Origin of the sequence: Nocardia sp. NPDC023733 (genome assembly GCF_040639775.1) — a bacterium.
Lineage (GTDB): Bacteria > Actinomycetota > Actinomycetes > Mycobacteriales > Mycobacteriaceae > Nocardia > Nocardia rosealba.
Window position 1 is genome coordinate 85,326 of record NZ_JBFAAN010000008.1, and the last position, 14,972, is coordinate 100,297.

General features: G+C 70.2%; 13 protein-coding genes and 1 riboswitch. Of the genes, 12 read left to right on the forward strand and 1 reads right to left on the reverse strand.

Features of this window, described 5'->3' with window-relative positions:
• Window positions 1–94: 94 nt before the first annotated feature.
• From AB0F86_RS25280 to AB0F86_RS25290, 3 genes are all read left to right on the forward strand, one after another.
• A complete protein-coding gene (locus tag AB0F86_RS25280; protein ID WP_356986154.1) occupies window positions 95–916 on the forward strand; it encodes a carotenoid biosynthesis protein in 822 nt (273 codons plus the stop codon).
• Between the two features lie 97 nt (window positions 917–1,013).
• Window positions 1,014–1,757, forward strand: a complete 744-nt coding sequence (locus AB0F86_RS25285) for a DUF3153 domain-containing protein (protein WP_181699289.1) — start codon at window positions 1,014–1,016, stop codon at window positions 1,755–1,757.
• A gap of 1 nt (window position 1,758) precedes the next feature.
• On the forward strand, window positions 1,759–2,931 hold the full coding sequence (locus AB0F86_RS25290) for a glycosyltransferase (protein ID WP_356986153.1): 1,173 nt from the start codon (window positions 1,759–1,761) through the stop codon (window positions 2,929–2,931).
• A gap of 95 nt (window positions 2,932–3,026) precedes the next feature.
• Here AB0F86_RS25290 and AB0F86_RS25295 read toward each other — a convergent pair whose 3' ends face one another.
• On the reverse strand, window positions 3,027–3,734 hold the full coding sequence (locus AB0F86_RS25295; protein WP_356986151.1) for a hypothetical protein: 708 nt from the start codon (window positions 3,732–3,734) through the stop codon (window positions 3,027–3,029).
• 258 nt (window positions 3,735–3,992) lie between these two features.
• Window positions 3,993–4,088, forward strand: a riboswitch (SAM riboswitch).
• Between the two features lie 6 nt (window positions 4,089–4,094).
• Between AB0F86_RS25295 and AB0F86_RS25300 the strand changes: the two genes are divergently transcribed.
• The 9 genes from AB0F86_RS25300 to AB0F86_RS25340 are packed head-to-tail and all read left to right on the forward strand — an operon-like array spanning window position 4,095 to window position 14,972.
• Entirely contained in the window at window positions 4,095–5,165 is a 1,071-nt protein-coding gene (locus AB0F86_RS25300; protein WP_356986149.1) for an LLM class flavin-dependent oxidoreductase, read from the forward strand.
• A gap of 50 nt (window positions 5,166–5,215) precedes the next feature.
• On the forward strand, window positions 5,216–6,784 hold the full coding sequence (locus tag AB0F86_RS25305) for an ABC transporter substrate-binding protein (RefSeq protein WP_356986239.1): 1,569 nt from the start codon (window positions 5,216–5,218) through the stop codon (window positions 6,782–6,784).
• Complete coding sequence (locus AB0F86_RS25310; protein ID WP_356986147.1) at window positions 6,777–7,847, forward strand: ABC transporter permease; 1,071 nt, start codon at window positions 6,777–6,779, stop codon at window positions 7,845–7,847. The genes AB0F86_RS25305 and AB0F86_RS25310 overlap by 8 nt, the downstream gene beginning before the upstream one ends.
• Window positions 7,848–7,849: 2 nt before the next feature.
• Window positions 7,850–8,803: an ABC transporter permease gene (locus tag AB0F86_RS25315; protein WP_356986145.1), complete on the forward strand. Its 954-nt coding sequence runs from the start codon at window positions 7,850–7,852 to the stop codon at window positions 8,801–8,803.
• A complete protein-coding gene (locus tag AB0F86_RS25320) occupies window positions 8,800–10,485 on the forward strand; it encodes an ABC transporter ATP-binding protein (protein WP_356986143.1) in 1,686 nt (561 codons plus the stop codon). The genes AB0F86_RS25315 and AB0F86_RS25320 overlap by 4 nt, the downstream gene beginning before the upstream one ends.
• Window positions 10,482–11,654 (forward strand): LLM class flavin-dependent oxidoreductase, encoded by a 1,173-nt coding sequence (locus tag AB0F86_RS25325; protein WP_356986142.1) that lies wholly within the window; start codon window positions 10,482–10,484, stop codon window positions 11,652–11,654. Before AB0F86_RS25320 ends, AB0F86_RS25325 begins: the two co-directional genes overlap by 4 nt.
• Window positions 11,651–13,018 (forward strand): NtaA/DmoA family FMN-dependent monooxygenase, encoded by a 1,368-nt coding sequence (locus AB0F86_RS25330; RefSeq protein WP_356986141.1) that lies wholly within the window; start codon window positions 11,651–11,653, stop codon window positions 13,016–13,018. Before AB0F86_RS25325 ends, AB0F86_RS25330 begins: the two co-directional genes overlap by 4 nt.
• Entirely contained in the window at window positions 13,015–13,824 is an 810-nt protein-coding gene (locus AB0F86_RS25335; protein WP_356986140.1) for a DUF1684 domain-containing protein, read from the forward strand. Before AB0F86_RS25330 ends, AB0F86_RS25335 begins: the two co-directional genes overlap by 4 nt.
• Window positions 13,821–14,972 carry an LLM class flavin-dependent oxidoreductase gene (locus AB0F86_RS25340; protein ID WP_356986139.1) on the forward strand — a complete coding sequence of 384 codons (1,152 nt, stop codon included), beginning with the start codon at window positions 13,821–13,823 and terminating at the stop codon, window positions 14,970–14,972. The genes AB0F86_RS25335 and AB0F86_RS25340 overlap by 4 nt, the downstream gene beginning before the upstream one ends.

Sequence of the window (14,972 nt, forward strand, 5' to 3'; positions counted from 1 at the left end):
CCGAGACCGAACGGCAGAGGTCGTGACTACCAGCCGCACGCTCGGCCGAATCGCAGCCACTGCCCAGGAATGGGTTGGTGTCCGTCGTCAGCGGATGATCCCAGCGTTCGCGGCGGTGGCGCTGGTGCTCGTACAGATCGCCTATCCGTTGAGTGCGGGGGTGGCGCGGGATCGGGTCACGGTGGCCGTGGTGGTGTTGTCGGTGTCGACCGCGCTGCTGCATGCGGTAACTACTCGTGGGTGGCGGTGGGCAGCAGGGTTTTTCGTCATCGTCTCCGGGATAGGACTCGGGTCCGAGATCGTGGGGACGGCGACGGGGGTGCCCTACGGTGCCTACGTGTACGCGGCGGATCGGCTCGGGCCCGCGCTCGCGGACGTGCCGCTGGTGGTGCCGCTGGCATGGACCGGCGGGCTGTATCCGATCTGGGTCGTCGCGGGCCTGCTCGCCGGGATCGATGCGGCAAGCACCGGTGGCCTCGGAGCGGGAGCCGCCGGGACGGACAGGGTCACCGCGCGAGCCCGCGTCAAACGTGCCGCGCTGCTTGTTGTCGGGGCGGTGGGATGGGATCTGTTTCTCGATCCGCAGATGGTCGCCGACGGGCAGTGGATGTGGTCGGTCACCGACGCCGGTCTGCCGGGGCTGGCGCAGATCCCCTACACCAATTATCTGGGCTGGATGCTCGTCGCATCGGTGATGGCGGCGCTGCTCACCGCACTCGACAGGCTGCTCCCCCGCGCCCACGACCCGTCGGTGGCGGTGCCGCTCGCGGTGTTCGCGTGGACCTGGCTCGGCTCGGCCCTCGCGCACGCGGTGTTCCTCGGTCTTCCCGCCTCGGCGGCCTGGGGTTTCGCCGGGATGGGACTGCTCGGAATCCCGTTGGCTCGCCAGGCTGCCGCACGGTGGCGAAACCCCTGATCGCAGCGGGTGGTGGGAGGCGGTTGGGCCCGTCGTGTGGGTTCTGCGGCCCGAGCCTGGCACGATGTCAACCGTGCAGCCGAGTCTCGTCGCCGACATGCCTTCGCCCTCGCGCCGTTCCGGGCCCGCCCGGCGCGTCGCGGCGGTCGCCGTTCTGCTGGCACTGCTGGTGCCCGCGCTGACCGGATGCCTGCGGGTGCAGGTGTCGATGGGGGTGTCGTCCAACGACCGGGTATCGGGACGGATCGTCGCCGCCGTGGCCCCGCAGGGCCCCGACGACAAGGGCCCGCAGCTGAAGGCGCCCGAATCGCTGGCCGCCAAGGTGCGCGTCGACCCGTACAACCAGGACGGTTACGTCGGCACGCAGGTGTTCTTCGACGATCTGACCTTCGGCGAGGTCGGCCAGCTCGGCAGCCTGTCGGATCAGACCCAGGGCATGTTCACCCTCGAGTTCAAACGCAACGGCGACCTGGTGAGCCTCACCGGCCGCGTCGACCTCGAGTCGGTGCCGCCGCACGGGTCGGACGTGCAGTTCTCCATCGCGTTCCCGTCGCGTGTCGCCAAGACCAACGGCACCCGTGAGGGCGACAACACCGTGTCGTGGAAGCTGCCCGCCGGTGAGTCCTCGACCCTGCGCGCCGAGGTCAAATACGCCGACCCCAACACCCGCTCGTTCGCCGGCTGGGCAGGCATCATGGGCGGCATCACCCTGGCCGTGGCCGCGATGATCGCCGGTCTCGCCTACCGCGACCGCAACCCGCGCCCGCCGAACGCGCCGCGGCCCAACTTCTCGCCCTCGGAGATGTGGCGCGAGATCACCCAGCGCAGGCTAGGCCGCTGACATGGGCGCGGCGGGACGCTACCTGACCTGGGCGGGCACCGGTCTCGCCGTGCTCGGCGCCGGCACCGCCGCCTACAACCTCGCCACCCTGCGCACACTGCCCCGGCAGGTGTCGGGAGTGATCGAACCGGTCACCGTGTGCGTTCCCGCCCGTGACGAAGCCCTGCGGCTGCCCGACCTCATCGCCGATCTGCGCGCCCAGACCGGGGTACCGCGGCTGCGAGTGCTGATCCTCGACGATGCCTCCACCGACGGCACCTACGAGGCCGCACTCGCCGCGATCGGCGGCGACGAACGATTCACCGTGCTCCGCTCGGCCGCCCACCCCGCCCCGGGATGGACCGGAAAGGCCGCCGCCTGTGCGCGGCTGGCCGCCAGGACCGATGCGGCGGCACTGGTCTTCGTCGACGCCGATGTGCGCCTCCAACCGCAGGCGATCGCCGCCGCGGTGACCGAATTGCGCAAGCGCGGCGCGGGTTTGGTGTCGGCGTGGCCGACCCAGGATTCGGGTTCGGTCGCCGAGCAGCTGGTTCAGCCGCTGCTGGCCTGGTCGTGGGCGTCGACGCTTCCGGTGGGTCCGGCCAATCACAGCTTGCGGCCGTCGACGGCGGTGGCGTGCGGGCAGTTCCTCGCCGTCGACGCCGCGGCGTACCGGGAGGGTGGGGGTCACGCCGGTGTGGCGGCCAGCGCCACCGAGGATCTCGATCTCGCGCGGGCGCTGCGGCGGGCGGGTCATCGGACCGCGCTCGTCACCGCCGGGCCCGCCGCCCGCACCCGCATGTACACCGGCGCCGACGACCTCGCCGGCGGCTACACCCGCTGGTTGTGGTCGGCCTACGGCGGCCGGGTCGACACCGGCGCGGCCATCGGTGTCCTTGCCGCCCTTGCCTATTGGGTTCCGCCGCTGGCGGTTCTCGTCGGTCGTGGCCGGGTGCGCCGGGCTGGTCTGCTCGGCTACCTCGCCGCCGTCACCGGTCGGCTCATGGCCCGAGCCGTCGAAACCCGGCGCCCACCCACCGGCGCCGACCTCGGCTCGGCACTGGCCCATCCGGTTTCCGTCGGCTACTACCTCACCCTGTGGGCCCGCTCGCACCGCCTGCATCGCACCGGGCGGCTGCGCTGGAAGCAGCGTCCCCTTGTCGCACCGGAAACACCGCTCGCTCGTCACGGCTGACCCGCGCGGCCCAGGTATTCCACCCCGCTCGGTGCGGCCACCGGACAACGGCAAAGCCGTGCGCTGCCGAACGGTGCGCCCTCGCCGAAACCGGATCAGGCGACCTCGGTGATCCCGACGGTCGGGAAGAAGAAGCACGAGCGGCCCGCGTTGTCGGTGGTACCGAAGACGGCGGCGAGGACAGTGCCCTTCCCGGTGTCGACAGGGACGGCGCGCACACCACCGACGGGGATGGCGGTGCGCAGGAAATCGCGGATGACGTTCTCGGCGAGCGGCCGGAGTTCGGCGGGAACCTCGGGCGGCACCATCGCCCGGACGATGTCGGCGATCGTCCCCATCGAGGCCATCCCGCCCCGGCCGGTGCTGAGGTTGAGCCAGGCCACCTGCATACCGGAAGTCTTGGTGGCGGCCGTGTCCGGTTCCAGGCCGTACGGGAGGAACGTGAACAGCGTCTGGCCTGACTTCACGGCCGTGAGGTCGAGTCCGGGGATCGGGAGGGTGTTCGTCGGCCACGGGCCGGGAACCGCACCCGCGACGGCCGGGACCAGGCCGAAACCGTCGCCGGAACAGTTCGCGGCGACCGTCGGGTACAGGAATGGCTGGATGCCGAGGGCCTCGAGGGTTTCGACGACCGTCTGGTAGGCGGCGAGGAGATCTCCGGGGCCGGCGGTGGGTGTGGCCGGGGCGTCGCGGGTGACGGCCGGCCGCACCGGTGGATCGGCGGCGACGGGGGCGGCCAGCAGCACGGCGGCGGCGCAGGCCGTCAGCGAGGTCAGTGTGGTCAGACGACGCGCAACAGTCACGGCGAACTCCTCATCGACGCTGAGAAGGCCGAGATTACTCCCGAAACCCGGTGAATCACCGCAGGTGAAGTGACCGAGTATTCGGCGCGTCGCGTACCGCCACAGCGGGGGCCAGGGGTGGGTCGACCGGGCCCGACGTCGGCGATTGTGCCCGCACCAGCACCCGATTCCAACCGCTGCGCTCACGCTGATTTCTACCGTTGTGCGCCATCACAGCTGTGCCACATGCTGATCCGGCTCGACGCTTCGGCAGCGGGCACACCATCCAGAGCGACTGAGAGACCTGGCTCTACGACGTCGCAGCAACCCGCCCGTCTGTCCGGGTGTGGGTGCTTCTGCCGGGTTCGATGGAGGAGATCGATGAAATTCCTGCTCATGACGCTGATCACCCGGGTTCCCGATCCGGTGACCGGCGTTGTGCCGAGCACCCGTGATCGTTTCCGTGAGGTTGTCGAACAAGCCAGGCGCGCCGAGGAATTGGGCTTCGACGGGTTCGCGGTCGGCGAACGGCACGAAGACCCATTCCTGTCCGCCGCTCCCCCGGTGGTGCTCAGCCATTTGGCGGCGGTCACCTCGCGGATCACCCTGTTCACCGCAGTCACCACCTTGAGCCTGCTCGACCCGGTGCGCGCCTTCGAGGACTACGCCACGCTCGACAACCTGTCCGACGGGCGGCTCGAACTGATCATCGGCAAGGGCAACGGCACCGCCCAGGCGCAGCTCTACCACGTGACGACCGAGGACCAGTGGGACCGCAACCGCGAAGGATACGAACTGCTGCGAGCACTGTGGAACCGCGACGAAGTGACGTGGTCGGGCCGTTTCCGGCCGCCGCTCACCGACGCACGAGCATTGCCGCGCCCCTTGCAGCCGAAGTTGCGGATCTGGCACGGCAGCGCGACGAGCCGGGAATCGGTGGAACTGGCCGCGCGTCACGGTGACCCGGTGTTCTCGGCGAACGTCACGCACCCGATCGAGCCGTACGCCGAACTGATCCACCACTACCGGCAGCGCTGGGTGGACTACGGTCGCGACCCCGCCGACGCCCTGGTCGGCGCGGGCACGGCCGGTCTGCACGTGGCGCGGACGTCCCAGGAGGCCGTCGAGGTATATCGCCCGCTCTACGAGGCGCGGACCGCGTTGCAGCGGCAGGTGGGCAATCCGGTGGTCTTCGAGACCGTCGAGGATTTCGTCGCCCGTTCCTCCGCCCTGGTGGGCAGCCCGGAACAGGTGATCGACAAGGTCGGCCGGTACCACGAGCAGTTCGGGCACGAGGTGATCCACCTGTCCGCCGATCGTGAGGGCCGAGCCGAGTCCGACTATCTGGACAGTCTCGAACTGTTCCAGGCCGAGGTGGCGCCGGAGTTGCGCCACCGCATCCCGAGCCGTCCCCTGGCCGCAGGCCGTGAATTCGCTGGAGTTGTTTCGTGATTCGACATCGCATCGCCGCGTTCGCCGGTGTTCTCGCCGCCACCACGACGGTGGTCGCCTGCGGCGGCGGTGACACCGTCGGCGGCGGACAAGCCGGTCCCCCACAACCCGGTGGCACCCTGCGCTACGGGCTCTCGCAGGCACCGTCGTGCTCGGATCCCGCCCAGGCCGGGAGCAATCAGACCATCTACGTGACCCGGCAGATCGTGGACTCGCTCACCGATCAGGATCCGGCGACCGGGGCGATCACCCCGTGGCTGGCACGCAGCTGGGAGGTGAGCCCCGATGCGAAGGTCTTCACCTTCACCCTCACCGACGGGGTCACCTTCAGCGACGGCACGCCGCTCACCGCCGAATCGGTACGCGACACCTTCGACGCCGTGGTCCGGCTCGGCGGGGCCAAAGCGCCGCTCGGCGTGAGCTACCTGGCCAACTACGTCGGCACCACCGCGGTCGACAAGCTCACGGCCCGGGTCGAATTCAGCGCGCCGAACGCGCAGTTCCTACAGGCCTCCTCGACCTCGCAGCTGGGCATCCTCGCCCCGTCGACCAATGCGAAGCCGGCGGAGGCGCGCTGCGCGGGCGACAACATCGGCAGCGGACCGTTCACCTACGCCGAGTACAAGCAGGACGTCTCGGTGACGTTGGCCAAACGCGCCGGATACCACTGGGGTTCGGAGGTTTTCGCCCACGAGGGCGAGGCCTACCTCGACCGGATCGAGTTCACCGTCGTGCCCGAGTCGGGGGTGCGCACGGGCAGTCTGGCATCCGGTCAGCTCGACGCGATCAGCGATGCCCTGCCGCAGGACGCGCCGCAGATCGAGGCGGTCGGCGGACGAGTGCTCTCGACGTCGAACCCGGGCCTGGTCTTCGGTTTCCACCCCAATGTGACGCGTGGGCCGTTGCGTGATCCAGCGGTGCGGCAGGCCTTGCTGCCCGCGCTGGATCGGCGTCAGCTGATCGACACGGTCCTGAGCCCGCAGTTCAAACCCGCCACCTCGGTGCTGGCCGCGTCGACCCCCGCCTATACCGACCTCTCGGCCCGGCTGGGCTACGACCCGGCGAAGGCGAAGACGATCCTGGATCAGGCGGGCTGGCTGCCCGGCACCGACGGTATCCGGGTGAAGGGCGGTGAGCGCCTGAGCTTCGGGGTGACCTTCAGTCAGGTGTTCGCGGGCAACCAGGCGATTCTGGAGCTGGTGCAGCAGCAGTTGCGGCAGGTCGGGGTAGATCTGCGGCTCGACCTGGTGTCCTTCTCGGAGCAGACGGCCCGACAGAACAGCAAGGACTACGACGCCGTCTACGGCAACTCCACCCGCGCCGACGGTGACATCCTGCGCACCTCGTTCGCCCTCACCGGCCGCAATCTGTCGGTGCGCGGGCCGGTTCCGGCTCTCGACACCGCCCTCGAACAGCAGCTGGCCACCAACGATCCGGCGGCCCGGGCGGCACTCATCGCGACCGCGCAGCGGGAGATCCTCGACAACGGCCTCTACGTGCCGACGATCGAGTTGTCGCAGGCCATCGGTGCCGCCGCCCACACCCAGGACCTGAAGTTCGAGGCCTCGGCGCGACTGCAGTTCTTCGACACCTGGCTGAGCGGTCACGGCGATGACTGAGCTGATCCGGCGACCCCTCGTGCGATACGTGGGTTCGCGAGTACTGCAAGCGATCTGGGTGCTGTGGGCGGCGTTCACGGTGTCGTTCGTCGTGCTGTACCTGCTGCCCGCCGACCCGGTCTCGATGGCGGCCGACAGCTCCGGCTCCGGCACGCCCGTCGACAAGGCGGCGATCGCGGAGCTGCAGGCCCGCTACGGGCTGGACAAGCCGCTGTGGGAGCAGTACGTCACCGCGCTCGGCAATGCCCTCACCGGTGATCTCGGCCGTTCGGTGAACACCGGACAGCCGGTGACCGAGGCGCTCGGTGACGCCCTGCCCGCCACGCTCGGATTGGCCTCGCTCGCATTGTTTTTCGCCGTGATCGGTGGAACGGTCCTGGCGTTCGCCGCCACCTATACGCGTCGGCCGTGGCTGCGCAACACCTTGAGTGCGCTACCGCCGCTGGGTGTTTCGGTGCCGACCTTCTGGACCGGGCTGTTGCTGTTGCAGCTGTTCTCGTTTCAGCTGCGCTGGTTCCCGGCCTTCGGCGGGACGGGGTTGCGCGGCACGATCCTGCCCGCGCTGACCCTGGCCCTCCCGATCGGGGCGGTGATCGCGCAGGTGCTCGCCGCCGGGCTCACCCAGACGTGGCGCCAGCCGTTCACCGAGGTGGCACTGGCCAAGGGCGCTTCACGCTGGTGGGTGCAGCGCAGGCACGTGGCGCGGTTGGCGAGCGTGCCCGCGTTCACCATCGCCGGAGTGCTGGTGGGCACCATGCTGGCCGGCTCGGTGGTGGTGGAGTCGGTGTTCGCCCGGGCGGGGGTCGGGCGGCTCACCCAGATCTCGGTACTCAACCAGGACATCCCCGTCGTACAGGGGGTGGTGCTGTTGTCGGCGCTGATCTTCGTCGTCGTGAACCTGGCCGTCGACCTGCTGTACCCGCTGCTCGATCCACGGATCACCGGCGTCGACGGTGGCCGGGTCGCCCGGGCGAAGGAAGGCGATGCCGCGCGGCGAATCCGTCGCCTCGCGAACTCGGGCGGTTCGACCCGGTCTGTCCCGCACCGCGGGCGAAGGGAGTGACGATGGTCGACGTACTGCACCGCACGGATCGGCGTCGCGCAGGCGGTTCGGTCGAGCCCGAGGCGCCCGAACCGAGCCGCGACCGTGACACAGCGGGAGCGGCGAAGCCTGCCTCCGCGATCGCGCGCCACCACCGAGGCGCCCAGCTCATCGGCTGGACCCGAAGGCATCTCGGGCTCGTCGTGTCCGGCGTTGTGCTGGTGATCGCGGTCGGGTGGGCGGTGGTGCCGTCGGTGTTCGCGCCGGGAGACCCGTTGACCGGCGTGCCGGGCGAGAAGTTCCAGGGGCCGAGCGCGGCCCACTGGTTCGGCACCGACAATCTCGGGCGCGACCTGTACACGCGAATGGTGCACGGTGCGGGGCTGTCGCTCACCGCCACCCTCACCGCGGTCGGGATCGCGCTGGTGGTCGGTTCGCTGCTCGGGCTGCTGTCGGGGGCGGCGGGCGGCATCGTCGACACCGCGATCATGCGGGTGGTCGACGTGCTGCTCTCCATCCCGTCGCTGCTGCTCGCGCTGGCACTGGTGACCGCGCTGGGCTTCGGCACCCGCAATGTCGCCGTCGCCGTCGGCATCTCGCTGATCGCGAATTTCGCGCGGGTGATGCGCTCGGAAGTGTTGCGGGTGCGGCACGCGCCCTACGTCGAGGCGGCGCACGCCTCGGGAGTGCGCTGGTACGCGGTCCTGACCCGGCATGTGCTGCCCAACTCGTTCCAGCCGGTGCTGGCCTTGGCCGCCGTCGAATTCGGGATGGCGGTGCTGGCGGTCTCGTCGCTGAGCTTCCTCGGTTACGGCACCAAACCGCCTACCCCCGAATGGGGTTCGCTGATTTCGGAGGGCCGCAATTTTCTCGCCACCGCCTGGTGGCTCACCACCCTGCCCGGCCTGGTGATCGTCGCGGTGGTGCTGGCGGCCCAGCGGGTCGGCCGATTCGCGGGAAGGACTGATCAGCGATGAGCGACCCTCTCGCGACACCTGTCGCGTCGGCCTCGGAGTCGGCGGCTTCGTCGACGGCGGAGCCGATCGGTGCCGGGCGAACAGAACGGCCGTTGCTGCGGGTCGAGGACCTGCGCATCACCTACCAGTCGGGGGCAGGGCCCGTCGCGGCGCTGCGCGGTGCGTCGATCGAGGTGGCGCCGGGCGAAGTCGTCGCCCTCGTCGGCGAATCCGGTTCGGGGAAGTCCACCTTGGCGCATGCGGTGATCGGCCTGCTCGGTGACAGCGCGCGGATCGATTCCGGGCGTATCGAATTCGCCGGTGAGCACGTGGACCCCGAGGACGAGAAGTCGTTGCGACGGCTGCGCGGGCTGCGGGTGGGGTTCGTTCCCCAGGATCCGGGCCTGTCGCTGAATCCCGTTCTCCGCGTGGGTGAGCAGGTGGCCGAGGCACTGCTCGTCCACCGCCTCGCCGACCGGCGTACCGCACGTCTGCGGGCGCTGGATCTGCTCGAGGAAGTGGGGCTGGACCGGCCCGAACAACGAGCACGCCAGTACCCGCACGAACTGTCCGGTGGGCAGCGCCAGCGAGTGCTGATCGCGATCGCGCTGGCCTGCGGGCCGGAACTGATCATCGCCGACGAGCCGACCAGCGCACTGGACGCCACCGTCGCCCGGCAGGTGCTCGACCGATTGGCCGAGCGGATCGCCGCGCGTGGGACGGCAGTGCTGCTCATCACCCACGATCTGGCCGTGGCCGCCGAACGGGCCGACCGGCTGGTGGTGCTGGAAGGTGGTGAGGTCGTCGAGTCGGGGCCGATCGCCCAGGTTCTCGCCCACCCGGCGCACCCCTACACCCGGCGTCTGCTCGCGGCCTCTCCCGCGCTGGCCCCCACCCCTTTCCGGCCGGCCCGGGCCAGGGCGGCCACACCGTTGCTGTCGGTACACGCGCTGCACAAGCGCTTTCACGAGGCGGGTATCACCGCGGTCGACAATGTCGAGTTCTCCCTGGACCGAGGTGAAACCCTCGCGCTGGTCGGCGAATCCGGTTCCGGCAAGTCGACCACCGCGCGCATCGCGCTGCGGCTCACCGACGCCGACAGCGGAACGGTGACCTTCGACGGTCACGATCTCACGGGTGCGCGCCGGAAACGCTTGCGCGCGTTGCGCAGACGGTTCCAGGTGGTGTACCAGAACCCGTATTCCTCCCTCGACCCGCGCTGGGACGTGGGCGACATCATCGCCGAGCCGCTGCGCGCCTTCGGCATCGACGACCGTCCCCAGCGGGTGCGCGAGTTGCTCGACCAGGTGGCGCTGCCCACGGATTTCACCCGGCGCAAACCGGCCGAACTGTCCGGCGGACAACGGCAACGGGTCGCGATCGCCCGCGCGCTGGCCCTGCGACCCGACCTGCTCGTCCTCGACGAACCGGTCTCCGCGCTCGACGCCTCGGTGCAGGCCCAGATCCTCGACCTGCTCGACGGCCTGCAATCCGAACTGGACCTGGGCTACCTGTTCATCTCCCACGACCTGGCCGTGGTGCGCCGCATCAGCGACCGGGTGGCGGTGATGCGGCACGGGCGCATCGTCGAGACCGGACCGACCGCGTCGCTGTTCACCGCCCCGCAGCACCCCTACACGCGGGAACTGCTCGCGGCCATTCCCGCACCGGCCTTCGACATCGACGGAAAGGAGACCCGATGAACGCGCTGTTCCTCGGCATCGAGACAACGGGCACCGGAACCCACCCCGCGTCCTGGCGGCGTCCCGATTCCCGCGCCGAAGACCTGTTCACGGCGAACTACTGGACCGAGGTGGTCACCACCGCCGAGACACTCGGGTTCGACGCGGTGTTCCTGCCGGACTCGTTCGCCCTCCAGGAAGGCGGACCCGAAGTGGTGCGGGGGCGGCTCGATGCCGTCGCCGTCGCCGCCCGCACCGCCCCGCTGACCCGCCGCATCGGCCTGGTCCCGCAGGTCCCGGTGACCCACACCGAGCCTTTCCACGTGTCCAAGGCGATCGCCGCCCTCGACTTCGCGAGTCTCGGTCGCGCGGGCTGGGAAGTCACCGTGTCCACCGGGGCGACGGAGGCGGCCGCGTTCGGCCGCAAGACGATTCAGAACGCGGCCTCGCTCTGGCACGAGGCCGACGAAGCGGTCGAGGTGGTGACGCGGCTGTGGGACAGCTGGGAGGACGACGCCGAGATCCGCGATGTGCCGACCGGCCGATTCATCGACCGCGACCGCCTGCACTACATCGACTTCGAGGGTGACAACTTCTCCGTGAAGGGCCCGGCGATCACCCCGCGCTCACCCCAGGGTCAGCCGATCGTCACGGTGCGCGCCGACGACCCGGCCTCGACCGGGATCGCCGTGCACCGCGCCGACCTCGTCCGCATCACCGCGCCCGATCTCGCCACCGCCGCCGCACACCGGCTCGCTCTGCGCGCCGCGATCGCGGAGGCGGGGCGTGATCCGGACGCGGTGCAGGTCCTGCTCGACCTGCCTGTGCACCTGGCGGATTCGGCCGAGAACGCACACGCCGACGTGGCTGAGCTCGACGGCTGGGCCGAGTCGCCACAGCGCCCGGGTCCGTCGGCCGCAGGCGATCAGCGGGAGTCCTCCGGTCCGGATCTACCGGGTGTAGGCCTGCGTCATGTGGGCACCGTCGCCGCGCTCGACTACCTCCTCGACGAGATCGCGCGGTCAGGGCTCGACGGCGTGGTGCTGCGACCGCTGGCCCTGCACGCCGCCTTGGCGGCTTTGACCGCCCAACGCACCCCCACTGCCGCGGCGCAGCACTCACGCACCCTCCGTGACCGCCTCGGTCTCCCCCGACCCGTCAGCCGATACGCCGCAGGAGCAGCGCTGTGACCTCGAAACCGCGCAAACAGATCCACCTCGCCGCGCACTTTCCCGGCGTGAACAACACCACCGTCTGGGCCGACCCGGCCTCGAAATCGCAGGTCGAGTTCGCCTCGTTCGAGCATCTGGCCCGCACCGCCGAGCGCGGCCTGTTCGACTTCTTCTTCCTGGCCGAGGGGCTGCGGCTGCGTGAGCATCGCGGCCGGATCCATGACCTGGACGTGGTCGGCCGTCCCGACACGTTCACCGTGCTCAACGCGGTGGCGGCGGTCACCGAACGCCTCGGCTTGGCCGGCACCATCAACAGCACCTACAACGAACCGTTCGAACTGGCCAAGCAGTTCGCCGCCCTGGATCATCTGTCCGGTGGCCGGGCGGCCTGGAATGTGGTCACCTCCTCCGACGCGTTCACCGGCGAGAACTTCCGGCGCGGTGGCTATCTCGAGCACGGCGCCCGGTATCAGCGCGCCGCCGAAGTGGTCGAGGCGACCCGGGCGCTGTGGGACAGCTGGCCCGCCGACAGCCTGGTGGTCGACCGTGAACGTGGTGTGTTCGCCCGCGAGATCCCCGAAACCTCGTACCGGAGCTCACAATTCGACATCGGGGCGCCGTTCGTCGTCCCACCCGCACCGCAGGGTCACCCGGTGTTGCTGCAGGCGGGCGATTCCGACGAAGGCCGTGAGTTCGGTGCGAAGACGGCCGATGCCATCTTCACCGCGCACGGCACCCTCGAGGCGGGTCAACGGTTCTACGCCGACATCAAGGGGCGCCTCGCGAAATACGGACGGACACCCGATGAGCTGCTGGTCTTCCCCGCCGCTACCTTCGTCCTCGGCGACACCGCCGACGACGCACACGAGCGGGCCCGCCACATCCGTTATCAGCAGGTGAGCCCGGCCACCGCCATCGCCTTCCTCGAACAGGTCTGGGGCCGAGAGCTTTCCGAATACGACCCCGACGGCCCGCTGCCCGACGTGGAACCAGACCCGGCCACCGAGATCACCCGTGGCCGGGTCAGGCACGCGAAAGACCCACTCGCCGTGGCCAAGGCGTGGCGTGAACGTGCCGAGGCGGACAACCTCAGCATCCGAGAACTCGTCATCGAGGTCACCGCCCGTCAGCAGTTCGTCGGCACCGCCGCCCAGGTGGCCGAGCAGATCGACCACTACGTGCAGTCCGACGCGGCCGACGGATTCATCCTCGTCCCCCACCTCACTCCCGGCGGACTCGACGAGTTCGTCGACTCCGTGGTGCCGGAACTGCAGAACAGAGGCAGTTTCCGCACCACCTACACCGGCACGACCCTGCGCGACCACCTCGGTCTGCGCCACCCCCGTCACCGCACCGTCACCGAAGGAGCCTGCGCGTCATGACCGTCACCATCGACAACCTCGACACCACAACCACTTTCGCCGACGACTGGGCGCGCTGGCACCACGCCCGCGAGGACGGGCTGCGCGACCCGCTCGGCTGGCTCAGCCTCGCCGGGCTGCACTGGCTCACCGATCGTCCCGAACGCCTCGACGGCGTGCCAGGCACCTGGTGGGTCACCGACGAGAAGGTGTTCGTCACCGCCCAGCCCGCCGACCGGCTCGATGTGGAGGGCGACCGGATCGCCGGGGTCCGCATCCTCGAACCCGGCGAGGGCGCGCCCGGAATCAGCGTGTTCAACGAGGAGCGCGTCCTCGAAGTGATCCGGCGCTCCGGGCAATTCGCGGTTCGCGTACACAATCCGGCCGCACCGACCCTGGTCGCGTTCACCGGCGTGCCCGCCTATCCCGCCGATCCGCGCTGGGTGGTGAGCGGCCGCTTCACCCCGTTCGAACAGCCACGCACCGTCACCACCGGCGCGGTGGTCGAAGGGCTCGAACACCACCACCCGGCGGCGGGCATCATCGAGTTCCGCCTCGGCGACAGCCATGAGGCGTTGCTGGCCTTCGGCACCCCGGACGATCTGAAGGTGCTGTTCACCGACGCCACCAGCGGAATCACCACCTACCCGGCGGCACGCTCGCTCGCGATCGGCGCGGTGGCCGCCGACGGAACCGTCACCCTCGACTTCAACCGGGCGGTGAACCTGCCGTGCGCCTTCACCGACTACGCCACCTGCCCGGTGGCCCCGCGGGAGAACCGGCTGCGGGTGGCGGTGGAAGCGGGAGAACAGGATCCGAGATCATGAGTGTGCCGCTCTCGGTCCTCGATCTGGCACCGATCAGCGAGGGATCGAGTGCCGCGGCGGCGGTGCGCAACAGCATCGATCTGGCCAGGCATGCCGAGCAGTGGGGTTATCACCGGTTCTGGTTGGCGGAGCACCATTTCGCGTCGGTGGCCAGTTCCGCCTCGCTCACGCTGCTGGGACTGGTCGCGGCGGCCACCGACCGGATTCGGGTCGGGACTGGCGCGGTGCAGGTGGGTCAGCACACCTCGGCGTCGATCGTCGAGGCGTTCGGCACCGTCGACGCACTGCACCCGGGCCGGCTCGATCTCGGCCTCGGCCGCTCCGGACACCGGCGCACCCAGTACGGCGCCGCGACCACCACCGCGAAGGGCGGACGGCCGGTGCTCGACGCGGTCGTCGGGCGCACCCAGGTGCGTGACGGGGTGGTCGTGCCACCACCGTTCGACCCGCGACGGGTCCTCGATCGGTCGAAATTCCTCGCCTCCCTGGAGGCGTTGCAGCAGCCCGGCGCGCGATCACTGGACTTCGCGGACCAGGTCGCCGAGATCAGCGCCCTGCTCGACGGCACCTACACCACCTCCGACGGTGTCGCGCTGCACGCGGTTCCGGGTGAGGGTATCGATACCGAGCTGTGGATCTTCGGCAGTTCCGCCGGGGAGAGCGCGGAACTGGCAGGTCGGTTGGGGTTGCCGTTCGCGGCGGCCTACCACGTGGCGCCCGGGACAGCGCTGGACGCGGTGGCGGCGTATCGGGCGGCGTTCCGGCCGTCGCGGGTGCTCGCCGCGCCGTACGTCATCGTGTCGGCCGACGTGGTCGTGGCCGCCGACGACGACACCGCCCGCAGGCACGCGAGCACCTACGGACACTGGGTGCACAGTGTGCGCAGCGGAGCGGGCGCGGGCGAGTACCTCGATCCCGCCACCGCTCCCCCACTCACCGACGACCAGTTCCGCCTGGTCGAGGACCGGTTGGCCGCCCAGATCGTCGGCTCACCGGGCACCGTGGTCGAACGCCTCGACGCCCTGCGCCGGGTGAGCGACGCCGACGAACTCCTGGTCACCACCATCACCCACGCGCACGCCGACCGGCTCGAATCGCATCGGTTGCTGGCCGGGGCGTGGGGTTTGCGGGGCTCACTGGCCGCGTAG

What these genes read in the sequence shown, in the direction of transcription:
- AB0F86_RS25280 (WP_356986154.1), top strand. Translation starts at nt 95, where the DNA reads ATGATCCCAGCGTTCGCGGCGGTGGCGCTGGTGCTCGTACAGATCGCC.
- AB0F86_RS25285 (WP_181699289.1), top strand. Translation starts at nt 1,014, where the DNA reads ATGCCTTCGCCCTCGCGCCGTTCCGGGCCCGCCCGGCGCGTCGCGGCG.
- AB0F86_RS25290 (WP_356986153.1), top strand. Translation starts at nt 1,759, where the DNA reads ATGGGCGCGGCGGGACGCTACCTGACCTGGGCGGGCACCGGTCTCGCC.
- AB0F86_RS25300 (WP_356986149.1), top strand. Translation starts at nt 4,095, where the DNA reads ATGAAATTCCTGCTCATGACGCTGATCACCCGGGTTCCCGATCCGGTG.
- AB0F86_RS25310 (WP_356986147.1), top strand. Translation starts at nt 6,777, where the DNA reads ATGACTGAGCTGATCCGGCGACCCCTCGTGCGATACGTGGGTTCGCGA.
- AB0F86_RS25315 (WP_356986145.1), top strand. Translation starts at nt 7,850, where the DNA reads ATGGTCGACGTACTGCACCGCACGGATCGGCGTCGCGCAGGCGGTTCG.
- AB0F86_RS25320 (WP_356986143.1), top strand. Translation starts at nt 8,800, where the DNA reads ATGAGCGACCCTCTCGCGACACCTGTCGCGTCGGCCTCGGAGTCGGCG.
- AB0F86_RS25325 (WP_356986142.1), top strand. Translation starts at nt 10,482, where the DNA reads ATGAACGCGCTGTTCCTCGGCATCGAGACAACGGGCACCGGAACCCAC.
- AB0F86_RS25335 (WP_356986140.1), top strand. Translation starts at nt 13,015, where the DNA reads ATGACCGTCACCATCGACAACCTCGACACCACAACCACTTTCGCCGAC.
- AB0F86_RS25340 (WP_356986139.1), top strand. Translation starts at nt 13,821, where the DNA reads ATGAGTGTGCCGCTCTCGGTCCTCGATCTGGCACCGATCAGCGAGGGA.